This window comes from Pedobacter sp. ISL-64, assembly GCF_018613605.1.
Classification (GTDB): Bacteria; Bacteroidota; Bacteroidia; order Sphingobacteriales; family Sphingobacteriaceae; genus Pedobacter.
In genome coordinates, this window is the sequence record NZ_JAGGPU010000010.1 from 343873 (window position 1) to 363324 (window position 19452).

Consider the following 19452-nt stretch of genomic DNA (forward strand, 5'->3'; position numbering starts at 1 on the left):
TTATTTTGTCGTCCTGCTTTTGGAAACAGGATTTTTTTAAAATTTTTATGATTACAGTAAAAACCTTCACATTTAACGCCTACAGCGAAAATACTTATGTGCTTTATGATGAAACCAAAGAATGTGTCATTATCGATCCGGGCATGTACGAAGGTTTTGAGCAAAATGAATTAGCGGCTTTCATTAAAAATGAAGGATTAAAACCTGTTTTATTACTCAATACACATTGTCATCTCGATCATGTTTTCGGCAATAAATTTGTGTTCGAAACCTATGGCTTAAAACCACAGTTACATGCGGGCGAATTGCCAATTTTAAATGCGGTTCCCGGTTATGCACCATCTATGGGCTTTACCCGTTATGATGTATCTCCTCTGCCCGATACCTTTTTGCCCGAAACAGGAGCAATTTCTTTTGGTAACAGTACACTGACCTTAATTTTTGCTCCGGGGCATTCGCCGGCCCACCTGTGTTTTTACAGTTCAGCCGATCATATTTTAATAGGTGGTGATGTACTTTTTTATGGGAGTATTGGCCGTACCGATCTGCCTGGAGGTAATCATCAGCAATTAATCCAAAACATTTCCGATAAACTTTTTGTCTTACCTGATGAAACCAAAGTTTATCCTGGCCATGGACCAGCTACAAGCATTGGTTTTGAAAAACAACATAATCCATTTTTTTAGCAGGATTAAAGGTTCATAATTGTTAAAGGCTTTACAACCTGGAGCCTTTAACCTTAAAACCCTCAACCTTTTATTTATCTTTGCCGCTGTGAATACATCGTTTTATATTGCCAAAAGGTATCTTTTTGCCAAAAAATCTACCAATGCCATTAACCTGATATCGGGGATATCAATGGTAGGTGTAATGGTGGGTAGCGCTGCATTGATTATTATCCTTTCGGTATTTAACGGTTTAGAAACAGTAGTATTGAATATGTTCGATACCATTACCCCACAAATTGCCATTACACCGGCTAAGGGGAAAACTTTTGATCCGAACACAGGCTATTTTAATCAGCTCAGAAAAAATAAAGATGTGGCTGCTTTTACCGAGGTGCTACAAGAAAATGCTTTATTGAAATACAACAACAAACAAGCTGTTGGAATGGTTAAGGGCGTAAGTTTAGACTATTTAAAGAACACCAAATTAGATAGTACCATAAAAGAAGGCCATTTTATACTGCACAACAGAAGCGGCGATAATGCAGTAATTGGTTCTGCCCTGCAGAGTTATCTGGCCGTAAATACTGTCGATCCCTTTACAGAGCTGGAAATTTATTCGCCAAAGAAAGATATCGCTGCAAATAGCTTAAACCCTGCCGACGATTTTGTGGTAAAGAACATTCGGGTAAGTGGTGTTTTTGAAGTACAACAAGATTTCGATAATGGTATTATTGTGCCATTGAATTTTGCCCGCGAACTTTTAGGCGAAGAGAAAAATGTGTCTGCAATAGAGATCAATCTCCAGCCCGGTACTGATGTAGACGATTTTCAAAAAGAGGTAATCGAAAAAGCTGGGAAGGATTATGAAGTCAGAAATCAGGCCGAGCAAAATAAATCACTCTACCACATTTTAAATACCGAAAAATGGGCGGTATATATTATTCTTACTTTTATCCTGATTATTGCTATATTTAATATCATAGGGTCGTTAACCATGTTAGTAATCGATAAAGTGAAGGATGTAGCCATTCTGAGCAGTTTAGGCGCAGGCAAGAAATTAATCAAACGTATATTTTTATTTGAAGGAATGATGATCACCATGTCTGGCTGTGTGCTGGGCTTAATTATCGGCCTCATATTTTATTATTTTCAGCACACTTATGGTTTTATCAAAATGGGTGATGAAGTAAATAAAACGCTGGTAAGTTCCTATCCAATCGGATTAAAATGGAAGGATTTTGTTTTAGTTTTTGTTACAGTAGGCATCTTCTCATTTTTGGCATCTGCTTTGTCATCCAATTTAAGTGTTAAAAAGATAGATCAAATTAATCAAACTATATAAAATGAAGTTATTTAAACAAGCAATTGTATTTGTTGTGCTCCTTGGCGTAGCTGCTACAGCTTGTAGAAACGATAAAGCCGAGGGAGAAAAAAGTAATCTGAAAACGGTTAAAGGTTTGTATAGTTTTGGCCCCGAAATGAAGTCTTTTACCTTATGTGAGGATGGGCGTGAATTTTGGGTTAAAGACAGTGTAAAAAACTTAGAGCTCTCTTATAGTAACCTGGGGTTCGAAAAGCCTTACGAGCCAGTATATGTAGAATTAGAAGGTTATTTCGCGAAGTCTGATACCGCTACGGTTTCACCTGATTTCGATTCTACCCTGGTGGTGATGAAAGTGCTTAAAATCAGTAAGGAAATCCCTGACGGACCTTGTTCGCAGTAATTCATCGAAAAACAACAGAGATCGTCATGCTGAATTTATTTTACAAGTAGAAGTAGTATTTTAAATGTCTTGTAGCTACTGCGTGGTCAGCATCTATCATGCTATAAAGACCTTGAAATAAATTCATGGGTCACCTATAATAAAAAGATATCCCCTACAGGTAGATACAGACGCCTTGTTTAGTGTCTCCACGAACTAAAGCAATGGTATAGATAAATATTATAACGATTGTTAGATTGAAAACCTAGTGTTTTAAGATAGTTTTTTCTTGAAGCGCAATTGTAATACTAGTCGGTTACGGCATTCCTGCTTTCCGTTACAAGTCCTCTCCCGATGAAAAATCGGGATGTGGGCTTTACACTTCAATCAGGGCTAATTTGAGCAGTCTTTGCAGCTATTAAAGGTAAAACCGCATTTTCTGAAAAATTCTTTTCTGCACTCCATAGTCAACAATAGTAGCACCTTCTCTGCCACCTAAACCTGATCGGAGTGGTTCCGATTTTTCATCGGAAGTAGCAGAGAGCAGGGCTGTCATTAACCAATGCTGCTGTATCTGCTTTCCAAAAAAAAGGCGCTTTTATAATTTGCTCAAATAAGCTTTTTTAAAAAAAAATAATTGCCTGGTGAAAGTGATCAATTTGTATTAAAACAAAAAAAGCTTTCCTGTTTCCAGAAAAGCTTTATGAATATAATAAAAAGATATCTTCTACCAGTATACACTGTAAAGGGCTACCAATAAACCGATAATAATTAACGAACCAACAGCGAAACCTGTGGTGGTTTTGAACATTTTCGAATCAATTTCCAGTCCTTTTGGATTAACACCGTTTTTGTTTTCGAACAAGCTGATAATTACCATGCCGATAATACAGAACACGAATACAATACCCATTCTATCTAAGAAAGGGATTTCGTAAATACCAGCTGCATTTTTAACTGAGAAGCCTACTCCTGATAACCAGGAAAGATCGGTCCATGTAGGAAGAACCTTTAACAATAACGATAATCCGAAACCACCAATTGTTGCAAAAAGTGCTGCATTTGAGGTTGCTCTTTTCCAGAAGAAACCGAGAATAAACATGGCAAATATACCCGGAGAAACAAAGCCTGTATACTCTTGGATATATTGGAATCCACCTTTTTTATCGATACCTAAGTATGGTGCAATAATAACGCCCAATACCATGGCTACAACTACCGCAATCTTACCTGTAAAAACAAGGTTCTTTTCAGAAGCATCGGTTTTTAATACTTTTTTGTAAATATCTAGCGTGAAAATGGTTGCTATACTGTTTGCTTTACCAGCTAACGAGGCTACAACCGCTGCAGTTAATGCTGCAAACGATAAACCTTTTAATCCGGCAGGTAATAAGTTTAACAGTACAGGGTAAGCACGGTCTGGATTAACAGAGCCATCCTGCAGCATTTCCGATTGGAAAGCCCCATCTTTATACAGTACATAAGCCGCAATACCTGGCAATACCACAATAATTGGCATTAATAACTTTAAGAATGCAGCAAACAAAATACCCCCACGGGCAGTTTTTAAATCTGCACCTAAAGCACGTTGCGTGATGTATTGATTACAGCCCCAATAGTTAAGGTTTACAATCCACATACCGCCTACTAATACGCTTAATCCCGGTAAATCAATGTAATTCTCATTTTCAGGTTTTAAGATCATGTGGAAGTGTTCTGACGCTTTTGAAGTCATCAGGCTATAACCTTCAAAAATACCTGAGGTTCCATAATGGGTAGAAACCAGGTTTAATGCCAGGTATGTTGTAGCCAAACCACCCAGAATTAAGAAAAATACCTGAATAACATCGGTATAGCCAATTACTTTCATTCCGCCCAGTGTAATTACGATGGCAAAAGCCGCAATGGCATACATACAGAAAGTCAAATCGAATCCAGAGATACTGCTAACAGCTAAAGCACCTAAATAAAGAATTGATGTTAAGTTTACCACTACGTACAACAATAACCAGAACACAGCCATAATCATGGCAACGGTTCCGTTGTAGCGTTGGTGTAAAAACTGCGGCATTGTGGCGATCTTGTTTTTCAGGTAAACCGGAATAAAAAAAACAGCAACAATAACCAGGGTAAGGGCAGCCATCCACTCGTAAGTTGCAATTGCCAATCCCATCTTAAAGCCCGATCCGCTCATGCCGATAAACTGTTCAGCAGAAATATTCGATGCAATTAAAGATGCACCGATTGCCCACCATGTAAGTGAACCTTCAGCTAAAAAATAATCTTTTGAGCCTGTGGATGCGGATTTTTTCTTATTGTAGATGTACAGACCGTAAGCAGCCACAATAACGAAGTACACCGCAAATACAATGTAATCCTTCGTGTCCAATAAATTGTTTTTCATTAATATAATAGTGGTTATTTGGTTTAGAAATCTAAATGTAGTAAAATCATAAATTAATCTCTGCTTTTTTTTGAATTAAAAAGTGTTAAAGTAACGTTTATTAATTTGGGCTGCTAAAAATTAACAGCTATTCTGCTTTCCACACGCTACCGGGATGGGTTAAATTAATGGAGGCCGCCCCGGTTCTCATCCGTGGTCTGTGTCTCCACAGATCATTCTAATTAAATCAAATGCCAGTGGCCTGTGAGGACACAGACCACTGAGATTACATTTATAAAAATAAATTAAATATACCTGTTAATTAAGTTTTCCAGGTATTCTTGCTTTCCGCTGCGTACCTCTGGTTCGCCATTTTCTGCAGCGTAATTTCTCAAATCTTCTAAACTTAGTTTGCCTTGTTCAAATTCTGCACCCTTTCCACTATCAAATGAAGCGTAGCGGTCGGTTCTTATTTTTTTGTAATCAGATTTTTGAAGAATGGCATCTGCAGTGATCAATGCCCTTGCGAAGATATCCATGCCGCCAACATGTGCATAGAACAGGTCTTTCGGGTCGGTAGAGTTACGGCGGATTTTTGCGTCGAAGTTTACACCCCCACCCTGTAAGCCACCACCTTCTAGAATGATCAACATGGTTTCCGTTAGTTCGTTAATATCGTTCGGGAACTGATCGGTATCCCAGCCATTTTGATAATCGCCACGGTTTGCGTCGATAGAGCCTAATAAGCCATTATCTACTGCAACCTGTAATTCGTGCTGGAAAGTATGGCCGGCCAAGGTAGCGTGGTTAACTTCTAAATTTAATTTGAAATCGGCGAGCAGATCGTATTGTTGTAAAAAGCCTTTTACTGTTGCCGCATCGTAATCATATTGATGTTTAGAAGGCTCACATGGTTTCGGTTCGATGAAGAATGTTCCTTTGAAACCCTGTTTGCGTGCATAATCTTTAGCGGTATGTAAGAATTTTGCCAGGTGTTCCTGCTCGCGTTTCATGTTGGTGTTCAACAAACTCATATAGCCTTCTCTTCCTCCCCAGAACACATAATTTTCGCCACCAAGTGCAATTGTAGCATCTAAAGCTGCTTTAACCTGGGCAGCTCCGTGTGCCAGCACATGGAAATCAGGATTCGTAGATGCACCATTCATGTAGCGCTTATGGCTGAACAAATTCGCTGTTCCCCAAAGTAATTTTACCCCGCTATCTGCTTGTTTTTGCTTGGCGTATTCAACAAGAGCCTGTAATCTGCGCTCGTTTTCGGCAATATCGTCGCTATAATCTACCACATCCACATCATGGAAGCAATAATAAGGAATCTGCATTTTAGTGATAAATTCAAAGGCGGCATCCATTTTATCTTTTGCCCTTTCTACTGCATCTTTTTTTTCATCCCAAGGGAAAATGTGCGTTGCGCCACCAAACGGATCTGCACCATTGCCATTAAATGAATGCCAATACGCGCAGGCAAATTTAAAATGCTCGTTCATGGTTTTGCCCGCTACTACTTTGTTGGCATCATACCATCTAAATGCCAATGGATTGTCACTTCCCAGGCCTTCAAACTTGATCTGCTCAATGCCCTTAAAAAATTCCTTTGCTCCTGTTACTACTTTTGTCATGTTATTTTGTTTTTTGGTTGGTGGTCTGTTGGTCAATAGTTCATAGTCGGTCTCGCTATGTACGATCAATCATTAACCAATTGCTAATTGTTTCTCTAATATTTTTTTCCAATCCTGATAAATGGGTTCGTATGCTGCCGAATGTTGTGGGGTTAAAGTTTTAATTACTTCGTGGTTGTTAAAAGCTTCTTCTGCGTTTTTGAAAATCCCAGCCCCTATCCCAGCACCTAAGGCTGCGCCTACACTACCGTCGTTTTCGTAAAGTTCTACCGGAATGCCCGTGACGTCGACAAAAGTTTGTGCAAATACATCACTTAAAAAGAGGTTGGCTCTCCCAGCACGGATTACTTTAGGTTTCATGCCGTTTTCTCTCATAATATCCAGTCCATAGCGGAAAGAAAAGGCAATCCCTTCTTGTACTGCCCTAAAAATATCTGATTGATTATGAAGATTTAAGTCGATACCTAACAACTGGGCGCCGGTATATTTGTTGTTTAACATCCGCTCGGCACCGTTTCCGAAGGGAAGTACTTTTAAGCCATTGCTTCCTATTGGTGCTTTTAATGCCAGATTATTCAGTTCGGCATATGTAGACTGTGGTGCGAAATTATATTTTGCCCAACGGTACATGCTGCCAGTGCCATTAATGCAAAGTAAAACGCCGGTATGTTTTTTCTCTTCTGAATAGGTTACATGTGCAAAGGTATTCACCCTCGATTGTTTATCGTAGGTAAGATTATTGCTTACTCCGTAAATCACACCTGATGTTCCGGCCGTTGCAGCAACTTCTCCAGGCTTTAATACATTTAAAGAAAGTGCATTGTTGGGCTGATCGCCGGATTTATAAGCGACAGGGGTACCGGCTGACAGGCCTAGAGACTCTGCAACATCAGCTTTTAAATAACCGTGTTCGGAAAATAAAGCTTTCACCTGCGGAATAACGTTGCCTGAGATTCCGTAATAATCCATTACATCTTTGGAAATTTCATGATTTTCAAAATCCCAGAAAATGCCTTCAGATAATGCAGAAATACTTGTTGTAATTTCTCCTGTTAATTTCATTGCGATGAAATCGCCCGGCAGCATTATTTTATCGATGTGGTTATAGATATCTGGCTCATTTGCTTTTACCCAGGCCAGCTTTGAGGCTGTAAAGTTTCCCGGAGAGTTTAGGAGGTGTTTTAACGATTTCTCCTCTCCAATGGCCTCAAAAGCACTATTGCCTAGCTCTACCGCCCTACTATCACACCAAATAATACTATCGCGGAGTACGTTTTGGTCTTTATCTACTACAACCAGACCATGCATTTGGTACGCAATGCCAATGGCTTTAATTTCTTTAGGATTAAATAAGCCTGTCGAATTTAATTTGAGAATGGCTTGCTGAACATTTTGCCACCAATCATCAGGTGATTGTTCTGCCCAGCCCGATTGCATAGATTTAATTGCTGTTTCCTCTTCCGGGTATTGTGCTGTCGCAATGTTTTTCTGTGAAGCTACATCAACAACTGCAACTTTTATAGATGAGGTTCCTAAATCAATCCCTAATAAATACATCGTTTTAAATTATTTTAATATTTGGCTATGCAAACGGTTGCATAAAGATAGTAGTTAAAATATAAAACGCAAATTTTTTGTAAAATCTATTCCATTTAATGCAATCGGTTGAATTGAATGCTATTCCTAATTTAAGCTACAATCGAATTATTTTAATAATTTATATTTTTGCCGTTACATTAAAATTAAGCTATGGAAGAGATAACCTGGAATGATTTCGAAAAGGTAGAATTGAGGGTAGGCACCATTTTAGAGGCTTTCGAATTTCCTGAAGCCCGACGGCCTGCCTATAAAGTTAAGGTAGACTTTGGCGACTTCGGCATAAAAATGAGCAGTGCGCAGATTACCAAACATTATTCTTTGGACGAATTACCGGGGAAACAGATTGTAGGGGTGATCAACTTCCCGAAAAAACAGATCGGAAAATTTATGTCCGAATTTTTGGTAACTGGTTTTGCTGACGAGAACGGTGATATTGTATTGACTGCCGTACAAAGTAAAGTTCCTAACGGGAGTAAACTTTTGTAATGCTTGTAAACTTCCGAAGTTTTGTGGCGCTCTGCCCTTGGGAACTTCGGAAGTCAGCGCGTTATTTGTTCACCATTAGCACAGACCTTTGTTCAATAGCCCTGATTGAAGTGAAAAGACCGGAGTGAGGTACGAATGAGGACTTGTAACGGAAAGCAGGACTGAGGTAACCGATTAGCACTGTAACTGCGCTCCAAAAACCTAATCAGAAAAATTTACCTATAGACTTCAGAGGTTTCGCCTGACTGTTACCTTTGGAAACTTCGGAAGTCTTACCCTATATTTGCTACATGAGTTTTTACAACTTCGAAAATACCGACCCTGAAGAAGAGGATATCCATTATATGAAATTGGCTTTGGAAGAGGCAAAAAAAGCTTTGGCTGAAGATGAAATTCCAATCGGCGCAATAGTGGTTAGTAAAAACAGAATTATTGGTCGTGGCTACAATTTAACTGAGCGCTTTAATGATGTTACTGCGCATGCAGAAATGCAGGCGTTTACCTCTGCAGCGCAAACGATAGGCGGAAAATATTTAAGGGATTGTACCTTATATGTAACCATCGAGCCTTGTGTAATGTGTGCCGGTGCAAGTTATTGGACACAGATAGGCCGCATTGTGTATGGCGCCAGAGAAGAAAAAAGAGGCTTTATTTCCAAAAACGCGAATCTGCTGCATCCAAAAACGGTGTTAAAAGGAGGGATAATGGCAGAGGAATGTGCAATATTGATGAGGGATTTTTTTGCAAAGAAAAGGTAGAAGAGATGAGTTAATGGCTCATGGTTTATAGTTCATAGGGAAACGGGCTATTTTACTATCGACCATCAACTATTGACTAAAAAGTTAGTTTTTCATTAAAACTGTTGGCTATCGTCCTGAACATTACAGCTTTTAAATCCTCCCAACTTTACAACAACAGCGCACAAAACGATTTGATGATAATAACATGAACAAATCTTAACGTTCTAATGTTATATTTGCTACAAGAAACATTTTTAAATCTTTAAACATAAAACATTATGGCTTTTGAATTACCTGCGTTACATTACGCAACCGATGCATTAGAACCGCATATTGATAAAACTACCATGGAAATCCACCATGATAAACACCATCAAGCTTACGTTACCAACCTAAATAAAGCTTTAGAAGGTAAGCCAGAAGCGACTTCTAGCATCGAGGAAATTGTAAAAAACATTTCAAAATTCCCAGCTGCTGTGAGAAACAACGGCGGAGGTCACTATAATCACTCTTTGTTCTGGAACATTTTAGGCCCAAATAAAGGTGGTGAGCCAACTGGCGATTTAGCTAAAGCAATTAACGAAACTTTTGGTTCGTTTGCTGATCTTAAAACTAAATTACAAGAAGCTGGTGCTACCCGTTTTGGTTCTGGTTGGGCTTGGTTATCAGTAGGTGCTGATAAAAAACTTCAGGTTTCTTCTACACCAAACCAGGATAACCCTTTAATGGATGTTGCTGAAGTTAAAGGAACGCCAATTTTAGGTATCGATGTTTGGGAGCACGCATATTACTTAAAGTACCAGAACAAACGCCCTGATTATTTAGCGGCAATTTGGAATGTAGTTAACTGGGATGCAGTTGCCGAGCTTTACAAAAAAGCTTTATAAGCTAAACATTTAATAAAATTTAGGAAAGTCCCGATGCAAATCGGGACTTTCTTGTTTTAAGATAATTAAGTAACTTCGCAGATATAAAATGTTCGAAATGAAAAGGCTTGTAATTTTATTTTTAGTTATTGTTGGTGTAAATGGATTGGTGCGTGCACAGCAAAATAAAGTACCTACTCCAGGGGAAATTGCACAGAAGAATGTGGAGGATCTGGATAAGCGATTAAAACTAAATGGCACGCAAAAAAGCGTAATTTACAGCTTTACCTATAACCAGGCGAAAGAGCAGGCAGATTTAATCAAAAGACAACAGGCAGGCAACTCACGCGAAGAGGATGTAGATAAATTTTATAAACTACAGAACGAAACCTCAAAAAATATCCGCAATGTTTTAAGGCCAGAACAACAAACCGAATATGATAAAATCATTGAGGAACGTTTAAGTGGTAAAGGCTTAAAAGCAAAAAATAAGAAAAAGAAAAAAGGCGAAGAAGAGGAAGTAGAGAGTGATATTAAAGGATTGTTATCAGCACCTCCAGTACAAAAACAAGATCTTTAAGCAAGCTAGCACTTTTGTAATCGATTAATTCAATAACAAATGCCAGAGATAATCGTAGGCACTATTGTACTCGGACTACTATTGTCGCCACAGTTACTTGCAGGTTTTTTGGCTAAGCGAACAGGCCGGAATTTTTGGTTCTGGTTTTTTATTTCCTTTTTAATCCCTATTGTTTCACTAATTATTTTGATCTTTTTAGAAGATAAAAATCCTGCGGCATCAGGCTATAAGTTGGCTGATCATGTAGATAGAGATCGGGAGTTAAATTCCGAGGTTGCGGGATAAATCAATCCTATAAAAAGTCGTCATCTCGACTGAAGCGTAGCGAAATGGAGAGATCTATCTAGACAGATTTCTCGGCTACGTTGCACTCCGCTCGAAATGACGATCGTGGAGTAAGTTGCAAATTAAATCCCAACAATATCTTTTTTCTTTTTTTGCTTCATGGCTTTTGGGATAATTTCTAAAATCTCATCTTTTAAAGCATTAAGCATCCGTTTTTTAATAAAGTTTTTATGGGTTACCAGGCTGATCTCACGCACAGGCTCAGGCGATTTAAAATGTCGGATTTTACTAGTCTGTTTTGTATTTAATTCTGCTATGGCCAGCTCAGGCAATAATGTTGCGCCACCGTTTAAATCGACCATTCTAACCAGCGTTTCTACACTGCCTGTATTGTATTCCAGTCCCTGTAATCTGTTGTTTTTTGTAGAGCGGCAAATGTTCAATACCTGATTGCGCATACAATGACCTTCGTTCAAAAGCCAGATGTTTTCGTCGTTCAGATCTTCGGCATCAACGGCCTTCTTTTTATAAAGCTTGCTGTTTTTGCTGATATAGCTTACAAAGTTTTCGTAATATAATGGGATTTCGGTAATGTTCGGATCGGTAAGTGGTGTGGCTAAAATACCACAATCCAGTACACCTGTTTTGAGGTGGTGAATAATGTCTTCGGTGGTATATTCCCAGATTAAAAGTTTTAATTCAGGATATTTATCCAGCATAGCAGAAATTACTTCGGGGAGCAGGTATGGCGCAACAGTTGGAATTACGCCTATTCTTAGTTCGCCTAAAACATCCTGCTGCTGACTGCTGATCAGTTCTTTTATTTTTCCGCTTTCCTGTAAAATAACCCTGGCCTGGGCAATAATCTGAGCGCCAATTTCGGTCGGACTTACTGGTTGTTTGCTCCTGTCGAAAATTTTAACGCTGATCAGTTCCTCCAGTTTTTGCACCTGCATACTTAAGGTAGGTTGCGTTACAAAACATTTATCTGCAGCGGTAACAAAACTTCTGTAAGTATCTACAGCAACGATATATTCTAGCTGAACTAAAGTCATATAGTTAAAATTTATTTATAAAATCAAATATATCAATTTTGACTATAATAAAAAATATTTGAAATACTGATGGATGGATAATTGAGTTGCGAATGATTTGAATAGATAAAATTCTCCGTTAAAAATGAGATTTTTAAACAAAAGGTTGAATAGAATATTTAAGTAGGATTGATTTAATTAGCGATAATCCAAACCATCACCGGTTTACGAGATTAATTAGGTATTTTAGCTTTATGAACAGAATCGCTTTACGCTTAGTCCTTTTTGTCATTTCTCTTCCGTTGGCCTTTGCAGCAAATGCCCAAAACCAATTTCCCGATTGGGCATTAGGGCCATTTATACGACCGGAAAATGTTAATCCCATTATTTCGCCAAAAGCCGAAAGTGTTTTCTTCGACCCGATGAGTAAACAAAAAATAGCATGGGAAGCGAGCGATGTATTTAATCCTGCTGCTGCTGTATACAAAAATAAGGTATATCTACTCTATCGCGGAGAAGACAGGTCAGGCAATGGAATTGGCAAGCGTACTTCCAGAATAGGTATTGCTGAAAGTAGCAATGGCATTACAATGAAGCGGAATCCAGCGCCGGTGCTCTACCCTGATGAAGACAATCAGAAAGCATACGAATGGCCGGGCGGTTGCGAAGATCCGCGAATTGCGGTTACCGCAGAGGGTATGTATGTGATGCTGTATACTCAATGGAACCGAAATATATTCCGCCTGGCTGTAGCCACTTCCAAAGATTTAAAACACTGGACCAAACACGGCCCTGCGTTTAGTAGAGCCTATAATGGTAAATTTCAAAATCTCAAATGCAAATCTGGTTCAATTGTAACCAAGGTGGAAAATGGAAAACAAGTGATCGCCAAAATAAATGGCAAATATATGATGTACTGGGGCGAACGTTTCATGAATATTGCTACCTCAGTCGATCTTATTAATTGGGAACCAGCTTTAAATGCAAAAGGTGATTTAGATTTAATTGTGAAGCCCAGGAAAAAATATTTCGATAGTGACCTGACCGAATGCGGTCCGCCGGCAATTGTAACCGATAAGGGTATTTTAGTTTTATATAATGGTAAAAACAGGAGCGATGCTGAAAGAGATACCAATTATGTAGCCAATACCTATTCGGCCGGGCAGGTGTTGTTCGACCTGAAGCATCCATCAAAAGTGATCGCGAGGCTTGATCAACCTTTTTTCGTACCTACTGAGCCTTTCGAAAAAAGTGGACAATACCCCTCAGGTACAGTTTTTATCGAGGGGCTGGTTTATTTCAAAGAGAAATGGTTTTTATATTATGGCTGTGCCGACAGCCGGGTAGCAGTAGCCATTTATGATCCTGCCGCTAAAAAATAAGCCATAAATAAGATTGCGCAGGATAACATCCTGCGCACCGTTGTAAAACTTATTTAGTACCGGCTTTCGAAATCCTGATAGGCCAAAGCAATACCTTCACGAAGTTCTATTTGATGTTTCCAGCCTAAATTATGAAGTTTGCTTACGTCCATCAATTTACGCGGTGTTCCATCGGGTTTGCTTGCATCGAATACCAATTCGCCTTCAAAGCCTAATACGTCTTTGATTAATAAAGCGAGGTCTTTAATGGTTAAATCGTGCCCGGTACCAACATTGATCAAATGCGGCTCGTTGTAGTTTTGCATCAGGAAATAACAGGCATCCGCCAGATCATCTGCAAACAAAAATTCGCGCATGGGCGAACCGGATCCCCAAACCACAATCTCTTTTTCGTTATTTGCTTTTGCCTCGTGTACTTTGCGGATCAAAGCAGGTAAAACATGCGAATTTTGAGGGTGATAATTATCATTAAAGCCATATAAATTGGTTGGCATTACCGAAATAAAATTACAGCCATACTGATCGCGGTAGGCATCGCACATTTTAATCCCTGCAATTTTTGCAATCGCATAAGGTTCATTGGTGTGCTCTAAAGTTCCGGTTAAGAGGTAATCTTCTTTTAAAGGCTGTGGGGCCATTTTTGGGTAAATACAGCTCGATCCCAAAAACATGAGTTTCTTAACGCCATTTACATAAGCATTGTGGATCACATTATTTTGTATGGCTAAATTCTCGTAGAGGAAATCGGCCCTGTATGTATTGTTGGCTACAATGCCACCTACCTTTGCTGCGGCAAGAAATACATAATCTGGTTTTTCTGCTGCAAAGAAATCGGTAACCGCCTGTTGGTTGCGTAAATCTAGCTCGCTCGAAGTTTTGGTTATAATATTCTCGTAACCCTCTTTTTGCAGTTTGCGGTAAATGGCCGAACCCACCATACCACGATGACCTGCAACATATATTTTAGCGTTTTTTTTCACGGTATTTTTTATAGGTTACAAAAATACGATTCCTAAATAAGAATGACATTAATCTTTCTGGCAAAAGAAACTTCGATTATTGATTTAATTGTATTTTTGCAGAAAAAAAACTTTTGGGTAAAGATAAACTTAGGCGTTTTGCAGAAATTGAAACATTTGCAAACGTATATCAATTAGAACAGGGAAAAACTTTAAAGGGAAACTGGGCTTCAGAACATTTTAAAAATACGAATCCCATTGTGCTCGAGCTGGCATGTGGAAAAGGCGAATATTCGGTAAACTTAGCCAGGTTATTTCCTGAAAAAAACTTTATAGGTGTTGATTATAAAGGTAACCGCATTTGGAGAGGTGCAAAAACAGCTATTGAAGATGGAATCAACAACGTTGCTTTTTTAAGAATCCAGATTGAAAATTTATTGGATTATTTCAACGAAGGAGAAATTGACGAGATCTGGATCACTTTCCCCGATCCGCAACCACAAGATAGCCGTGAGAAAAAACGATTGACTTTCCCCGCATTCCTGAACCGTTATAAACTTGTTTTAAAACCAGGTGGCAATGTTAATTTGAAAACGGATAACGACCAATTGTATGCTTATACTTGCGAAAAGGTTGCAGAATTAGGATTGCCTGTACATAAAAATACTGATCATTTGTACACATCAGATTTGGTTGATGAGGTATTGTCAATCAAAACCTATTACGAGAAAAAATACTTGTTACACGACAAGAATATTAATTATATTCAATTTTCTTTTGAATAATGGATACTAACTTTTACGAACAGGTTTATGAGATTGCCCGGTTAATTCCGAAAGGAAGGGTTACATCTTATGGAGCTATCGCGAAAAGTTTAGGTGCAGCAAAATCATCGAGAATGGTTGGACATGCCATGCTTTATGCCGGAACAACCCATCCTGGTGTGCCTGCCCATAGGGTGGTAAACAGTAGTGGCTTGTTAACCGGAAAGTTTCATTTCAAACCGCCCGAACTGATGGAGGAGCTGTTGAGGAAAGAAGGCGTCGAAGTAAAGAACGATAAGGTGGTGAACTTTAAAAAAGTATTCTGGAATCCGCTCGAAGAAATTACAGTATAACGGGTAAACTTCGTTTGTAATCGGTAAGGGTAAAAATAATCAGAATCAATAAACCTAAACAGGCGTAGAAAATTTCGTCGGTTAAATTCCCTTTAAAAAGCGTAAAGGCTAAGATAACAAGGGTAATACTAACAAAAAACTCGATAAGACCATGAAGTTTAAGGTTAACGATCTTAAAAATACCCCCGCTGAAATTAGTGGTTATCGTTAATAAAAAATGAATAATGCCCAATGTGTAAGCCAGTGTTGAAGCGGTTTTAGAAAGACCAAAAATATCGGGCGAAGCCAATAAAAGCATTACCAATAGGTAATCTAAAACGGCGTGAAATTTTGGAGATATCATTTTCATAATCAAATGTTTATATCCCTAACAAATAACAGTTAAAAAAGATTTTAAAATATGGGAAAGCTTGTAGAAGAATTTAATGGCTATCGTGAAAAAATGAACGATAGAATTATGGAAACGGCGAATACAAATATTAAACGATTTTTTGCGCTCGATACAACCTCCTATGCTGATGGAGCCTTAGATGTTAAAACGAAAGAGATGTTAGGGCTGGTAGCCTCGATGGTTTTGCGTTGTGATGATTGCATTAAATACCATTTGGGCAAGTGTTTCGATGCTGGTGTGAAACATGATGAGATGAACGAAATTTTCATGATCGCCAATCTTGTGGGCGGTAGTATTGTAATTCCACATTACAGGAGAGCGGTGGAGTATTGGGATGAATTAAGTTCGGAGGCGGGAGTTTAGAGTTGGGAGTTTCCTTGCATGTCCCAGATTGGAGCTGCGAGTTTTCAGAGTGGGAATTCTTAAATTGACTAAATAATGCAATTGAATGTTCTTATATTTAGTTATGGGAACAATTAAGGATTTGTTGGCATATCAAAAAGGATTTAAACTTTCAATGGAGATATTCCAGATCTCTAAAAGATTTCCATCAGAAGAAAAATACAGCTTAACAGATCAGATCAGAAGATGTTCAAGAAGTGTTTGTGCAAACCTAGCAGAAGCTTATAGAAAAAGAAAATACCCAAACCATTTTGTGAGTAAGCTTTCTGATGCGGATACCGAAAACGGCGAAACTCAAACATGGTTAGAATTTGCTTTGGCTTGTAATTATATCTCAGATAATGAATTTAATACACTAAACAATCAAGCAGAAGAGGTTGCGAAATTATTGGTTTACATGATGAATAACCCTGAAAAGTTCCTAATCAAAACTCCTTAACATTTGTAATAACTCGAAACTTAACAATACGCTATGCCAACTCAAAACTCCCAACCCCAAACTCCCAACTTAGTAACCCGTTGTGCCTGGGCTGGTTCCGACCCACTTTACATTAAATATCATGATGATGAATGGGGAAAGCCTGTTTATGATGATAAAATTTTATTCGAATTCCTGATTCTCGAAGGTGCGCAGGCTGGTTTAAGCTGGATTACTATTCTCAGAAGACGGGAAAACTACCGTAAAGCCTTTGCCAATTTTGATGTTAACAAAGTTGCCGCTTTTACCGAAAAAGATGTAGAACGGCTGATGAACGATGAAGGTATTATCCGCAATCGCTTAAAAGTTAACGGAGCCATTACCAACGCTAAACTGTTTATCGAAATCCAGAAAGAATTTGGCAGTTTTTCTAAATACATGTGGGCTTTTGTTCCAGATGGTAAACCGATCCAAAATCAGATTGAAAAAATGAGTGATGTTCCGCCCAGAACCGAACTCTCTGATCAGATCAGTAAAGACATGAAAAAACGTGGCTTCAAATTTTTCGGCACCACCATCTGCTATGCACATATGCAGGCAACCGGCATGGTTAACGACCATTTATTAAACTGCTGCGCAAGGTAATGTTTGCTTCAGCTACAATACACACGGATAGATTTTTATTGAGGCAATTTTGTTCGGACGATCTAGCATTTGTTTTTGAAGGATTATCCCATCCGGATGTGATTCGCTATTATGATGTGCGCTATGCAAGCCTGGAGGAAACCAATGAGCAATTGATCTGGTTCAATGACCTTCAAAAAAATGAAACAGGAATTTGGTGGGCAATCTGCGATAAAGAAAACCTTGGTCTCTTAGGGGCCATAGGATTTAATGATTTAAGTAAAAGGGATCAAAAGGCTGAAATCGGGTTTTGGCTGTTGCCCAAACATTGGGGAAAAGGCATCATTAAAGAAGTAGTAAATCCCATTTGCAATTATGCCTTTGAGAAATTAGGCTTAATAAAAATCGAGGCTATGGTTGAGACTCAAAATGAAAACAGCAAAAAGATACTCCAAAAACTTGATTTTGATTATCAGAAAACAATGGAGAACTGTGAAATTAAAAATGATGAGCTTATCAGTTTAGCCATTTATATAAAACTAAAGCGCGAAGATATGAGTTAAACGATCTTGCAATCCTGAAATCTATTTTTAATCCTAGCGCTATTTCTTTGTCGCGTTATATTCTTTAACCCATTCAATTACATCTCTGCTATTAAAATCTGTCCCAGCTTCAACTTTCGCTTTTAAAGCAGGTTGGTCGCCCATTTTTTGCAATAAAATATTTTTAACTTCAGTTTTTTTAGTGTCTTCGGTTATCGCTTTCATCGGCACTTCCTGTAAAGGACCAGCACCTGGTTTTTCAATGAAGTAACGAACAACAGGCGCACCGGCTGGTCTCTCTGGTGCAGCATTACGGCCACTGCCAATGCTAATGCCTCCACCCATACCCATGCCACCATAACCACCGGTTCCTGTTCCAATACCAATTGATGGTCTGAATTTTACTTTTTTTTCTTTTACTGCGGGAACTAAGGTACCTCCGCCAAAAGAATAAAGATTAACCGTTCCCATTTCGATTACCTTAACAAAACGGTATTCGAAATTGCGCCCATTTGCAAAACCCTTGCTCACAAAGCTATCACCGTTCCAGAAGAAGTTCTTAACATCCTTTGCAGGCAAAATCACATCGGCTTCATCATTGGCACTAATAAAAACCGAAAAATAATCGGTGCCCTTTATCGTTCCACGGATGACATCATCGTTGTTTTTAACAATAAAATCCTGAGCTGAAAGTTGATTTAGCGTAAGTAAGAAAAGAAAAACAGATAATAGAAATTTCATATGCTCAATTGCTTTTCACAAATAACGGAACTTAATTCCAAAACATACTAATTCAGATTAATTTTGATATTTCCAGTCGCTACATCAGGGTGCTCTTTTTGAAAATTAATAAATGATTCTTTCATTTTATTTAAAGCATAAGCTTTTGTATTGACAATATTCTTGCCCAATGCATAAAACTTATTCAAAACATAAAGCTTAAACAAATAATTCTTTAGTTCTGAATCAGCTTGGGTATCAGTCATCACTTTACGCAGACTTTCCCGATCAATAAAATTAACCAGTCCGATATTACTGGCAATGTAGTTGGCAATCTTATTAATGTTTTCCTGTTCATTGCTAAAAGCATCTTTCGCGGCGTTAATATTGTCGATTGATTTTAGCTGTACGGCAATTTCTTTTGCCAAAACTTCTTTGTTAACAGCAACCATTCCCTTTGGAATATAAAATGTAGAATCGGTTTTATAGGGATCAACAAAGAGAAATAGCGTATCTTTTGTAGTTGGATTTATCAAAGTATAACGATCTACAATACCTGTATTTGAATGTTGACTATTTCTTTTAGTAAAGTCGATTTTTGATCCATCAGGCCAGCGGTAAGAATTTTCGAGTTTGGCCATTCTTACTCTTAAATTATCCCGATCGGATATGTTTTTAAAGGCACCACTGCCTATTGGCCGATCGATTGACGCGCCATAACCATCATCGGGTCCTTTTAGGTTTTCGAAAGTGATATAAGTAATCAAGGTATCGGATGGGAGCTGAGCCTTGGTTAAGCAGGCAGTGATGCAAAAAATTAAGGTAAAGAAAGTTTTCATAAAAGCGTTTTTTTTATAAATGATGCTTAAAGTAAGAGATTTCAATAAATAATTTATTTTTTTTTGTTGACAAAGCA

General features: G+C 38.4%; 23 protein-coding genes. 15 read left to right on the forward strand and 8 right to left on the reverse strand.

The window, feature by feature from the left end:
• Window positions 1–47 precede the first annotated feature (47 nt).
• Genes J7E57_RS15610 through J7E57_RS15620 form a run of 3 tightly spaced genes read left to right on the forward strand, consistent with a single transcriptional unit; the run spans window position 48 to window position 2392 of the window.
• Window positions 48–686: an MBL fold metallo-hydrolase gene (locus tag J7E57_RS15610; protein WP_215165778.1), complete on the forward strand. Its 639-nt coding sequence runs from the start codon at window positions 48–50 to the stop codon at window positions 684–686.
• Window positions 687–705: 19 nt separating this feature from the next.
• Entirely contained in the window at window positions 706–2010 is a 1305-nt protein-coding gene (locus J7E57_RS15615) for an ABC transporter permease (protein WP_251029934.1), read from the forward strand.
• A gap of 1 nt (window position 2011) precedes the next feature.
• Window positions 2012–2392 carry a hypothetical protein gene (locus tag J7E57_RS15620; protein WP_215165780.1) on the forward strand — a complete coding sequence of 127 codons (381 nt, stop codon included), beginning with the start codon at window positions 2012–2014 and terminating at the stop codon, window positions 2390–2392.
• Window positions 2393–3098: 706 nt separating this feature from the next.
• Here the strand turns inward: J7E57_RS15620 and J7E57_RS15625 are convergent.
• From J7E57_RS15625 to J7E57_RS15635, 3 genes are all read right to left on the reverse strand, one after another.
• Window positions 3099–4775, reverse strand: a complete 1677-nt coding sequence (locus J7E57_RS15625) for a sodium/sugar symporter (protein WP_215165788.1) — start codon at window positions 4773–4775, stop codon at window positions 3099–3101.
• A 284-nt stretch (window positions 4776–5059) separates the two neighbouring features.
• A complete protein-coding gene (gene xylA / locus J7E57_RS15630; protein WP_029274945.1) occupies window positions 5060–6391 on the reverse strand; it encodes a xylose isomerase in 1332 nt (443 codons plus the stop codon).
• Window positions 6392–6463: 72 nt separating this feature from the next.
• Entirely contained in the window at window positions 6464–7948 is a 1485-nt protein-coding gene (locus J7E57_RS15635) for a xylulokinase (RefSeq protein ID WP_215165790.1), read from the reverse strand.
• A gap of 192 nt (window positions 7949–8140) precedes the next feature.
• Between J7E57_RS15635 and J7E57_RS15640 the strand changes: the two genes are divergently transcribed.
• From J7E57_RS15640 to J7E57_RS15660, 5 genes are all read left to right on the forward strand, one after another.
• Window positions 8141–8476 carry a tRNA-binding protein gene (locus tag J7E57_RS15640; protein ID WP_215165792.1) on the forward strand — a complete coding sequence of 112 codons (336 nt, stop codon included), beginning with the start codon at window positions 8141–8143 and terminating at the stop codon, window positions 8474–8476.
• Between the two features lie 290 nt (window positions 8477–8766).
• Entirely contained in the window at window positions 8767–9234 is a 468-nt protein-coding gene (locus tag J7E57_RS15645) for a nucleoside deaminase (RefSeq protein ID WP_215165794.1), read from the forward strand.
• A gap of 260 nt (window positions 9235–9494) precedes the next feature.
• Window positions 9495–10103 (forward strand): superoxide dismutase, encoded by a 609-nt coding sequence (locus tag J7E57_RS15650; RefSeq protein WP_029274949.1) that lies wholly within the window; start codon window positions 9495–9497, stop codon window positions 10101–10103.
• Between the two features lie 97 nt (window positions 10104–10200).
• On the forward strand, window positions 10201–10662 hold the full coding sequence (locus J7E57_RS15655) for a hypothetical protein (RefSeq protein WP_215165797.1): 462 nt from the start codon (window positions 10201–10203) through the stop codon (window positions 10660–10662).
• Between the two features lie 39 nt (window positions 10663–10701).
• Entirely contained in the window at window positions 10702–10947 is a 246-nt protein-coding gene (locus tag J7E57_RS15660) for a hypothetical protein (protein ID WP_215165799.1), read from the forward strand.
• Window positions 10948–11069: 122 nt separating this feature from the next.
• On the opposite strand, the gene J7E57_RS15665 is transcribed toward J7E57_RS15660, so the two are convergent.
• The gene (locus tag J7E57_RS15665; RefSeq protein WP_215165801.1) at window positions 11070–12002 is read right to left on the reverse strand and encodes a hydrogen peroxide-inducible genes activator; all 933 of its coding nucleotides are present in this window, start codon (window positions 12000–12002) and stop codon (window positions 11070–11072) included.
• Window positions 12003–12235: 233 nt separating this feature from the next.
• On the opposite strand from J7E57_RS15665, the gene J7E57_RS15670 reads away from it, so the two are divergent.
• Window positions 12236–13363: a glycoside hydrolase family 130 protein gene (locus J7E57_RS15670; RefSeq protein WP_215165802.1), complete on the forward strand. Its 1128-nt coding sequence runs from the start codon at window positions 12236–12238 to the stop codon at window positions 13361–13363.
• A gap of 53 nt (window positions 13364–13416) precedes the next feature.
• On the opposite strand, the gene J7E57_RS15675 is transcribed toward J7E57_RS15670, so the two are convergent.
• A complete protein-coding gene (locus tag J7E57_RS15675; protein WP_215165804.1) occupies window positions 13417–14343 on the reverse strand; it encodes a GDP-L-fucose synthase family protein in 927 nt (308 codons plus the stop codon).
• A 113-nt stretch (window positions 14344–14456) separates the two neighbouring features.
• Here J7E57_RS15675 and trmB point away from each other — a divergent pair, with 113 nt between their 5' ends.
• Window positions 14457–15107 carry a tRNA (guanosine(46)-N7)-methyltransferase TrmB gene (gene trmB, locus J7E57_RS15680; protein WP_215165805.1) on the forward strand — a complete coding sequence of 217 codons (651 nt, stop codon included), beginning with the start codon at window positions 14457–14459 and terminating at the stop codon, window positions 15105–15107.
• Complete coding sequence (locus tag J7E57_RS15685; protein WP_215165807.1) at window positions 15107–15439, forward strand: MGMT family protein; 333 nt, start codon at window positions 15107–15109, stop codon at window positions 15437–15439. The genes trmB and J7E57_RS15685 overlap by 1 nt, the downstream gene beginning before the upstream one ends.
• Here the strand turns inward: J7E57_RS15685 and J7E57_RS15690 are convergent.
• A complete protein-coding gene (locus J7E57_RS15690; RefSeq protein WP_215165809.1) occupies window positions 15429–15788 on the reverse strand; it encodes a hypothetical protein in 360 nt (119 codons plus the stop codon). The two genes, J7E57_RS15685 and J7E57_RS15690, sit on opposite strands and share 11 nt — an antisense overlap.
• 51 nt (window positions 15789–15839) lie before the next feature.
• On the opposite strand from J7E57_RS15690, the gene J7E57_RS15695 reads away from it, so the two are divergent.
• The 4 genes from J7E57_RS15695 to J7E57_RS15710 all read left to right on the forward strand — a co-directional run bounded on the left by J7E57_RS15695 (window position 15840) and on the right by J7E57_RS15710 (window position 17837).
• Window positions 15840–16193 carry a carboxymuconolactone decarboxylase family protein gene (locus J7E57_RS15695; protein ID WP_215165811.1) on the forward strand — a complete coding sequence of 118 codons (354 nt, stop codon included), beginning with the start codon at window positions 15840–15842 and terminating at the stop codon, window positions 16191–16193.
• A gap of 103 nt (window positions 16194–16296) precedes the next feature.
• The gene (locus J7E57_RS15700; RefSeq protein WP_215165814.1) at window positions 16297–16671 is read left to right on the forward strand and encodes a four helix bundle protein; all 375 of its coding nucleotides are present in this window, start codon (window positions 16297–16299) and stop codon (window positions 16669–16671) included.
• Between the two features lie 33 nt (window positions 16672–16704).
• Entirely contained in the window at window positions 16705–17295 is a 591-nt protein-coding gene (locus J7E57_RS15705; protein ID WP_215165816.1) for a DNA-3-methyladenine glycosylase I, read from the forward strand.
• Window positions 17295–17837, forward strand: coding sequence for a GNAT family N-acetyltransferase (locus tag J7E57_RS15710; protein ID WP_215165818.1), 543 nt, complete (start codon window positions 17295–17297; stop codon window positions 17835–17837). The genes J7E57_RS15705 and J7E57_RS15710 overlap by 1 nt, the downstream gene beginning before the upstream one ends.
• 39 nt (window positions 17838–17876) lie before the next feature.
• Here the strand turns inward: J7E57_RS15710 and J7E57_RS15715 are convergent, their stop codons facing one another.
• Together J7E57_RS15715 and J7E57_RS15720 are read right to left on the reverse strand one after the other, a co-directional pair.
• Window positions 17877–18557 (reverse strand): hypothetical protein, encoded by a 681-nt coding sequence (locus J7E57_RS15715; RefSeq protein ID WP_215165826.1) that lies wholly within the window; start codon window positions 18555–18557, stop codon window positions 17877–17879.
• A gap of 47 nt (window positions 18558–18604) precedes the next feature.
• The gene (locus J7E57_RS15720; protein ID WP_215165828.1) at window positions 18605–19375 is read right to left on the reverse strand and encodes a hypothetical protein; all 771 of its coding nucleotides are present in this window, start codon (window positions 19373–19375) and stop codon (window positions 18605–18607) included.
• Between the last annotated feature and the right edge of the window lie 77 nt (window positions 19376–19452).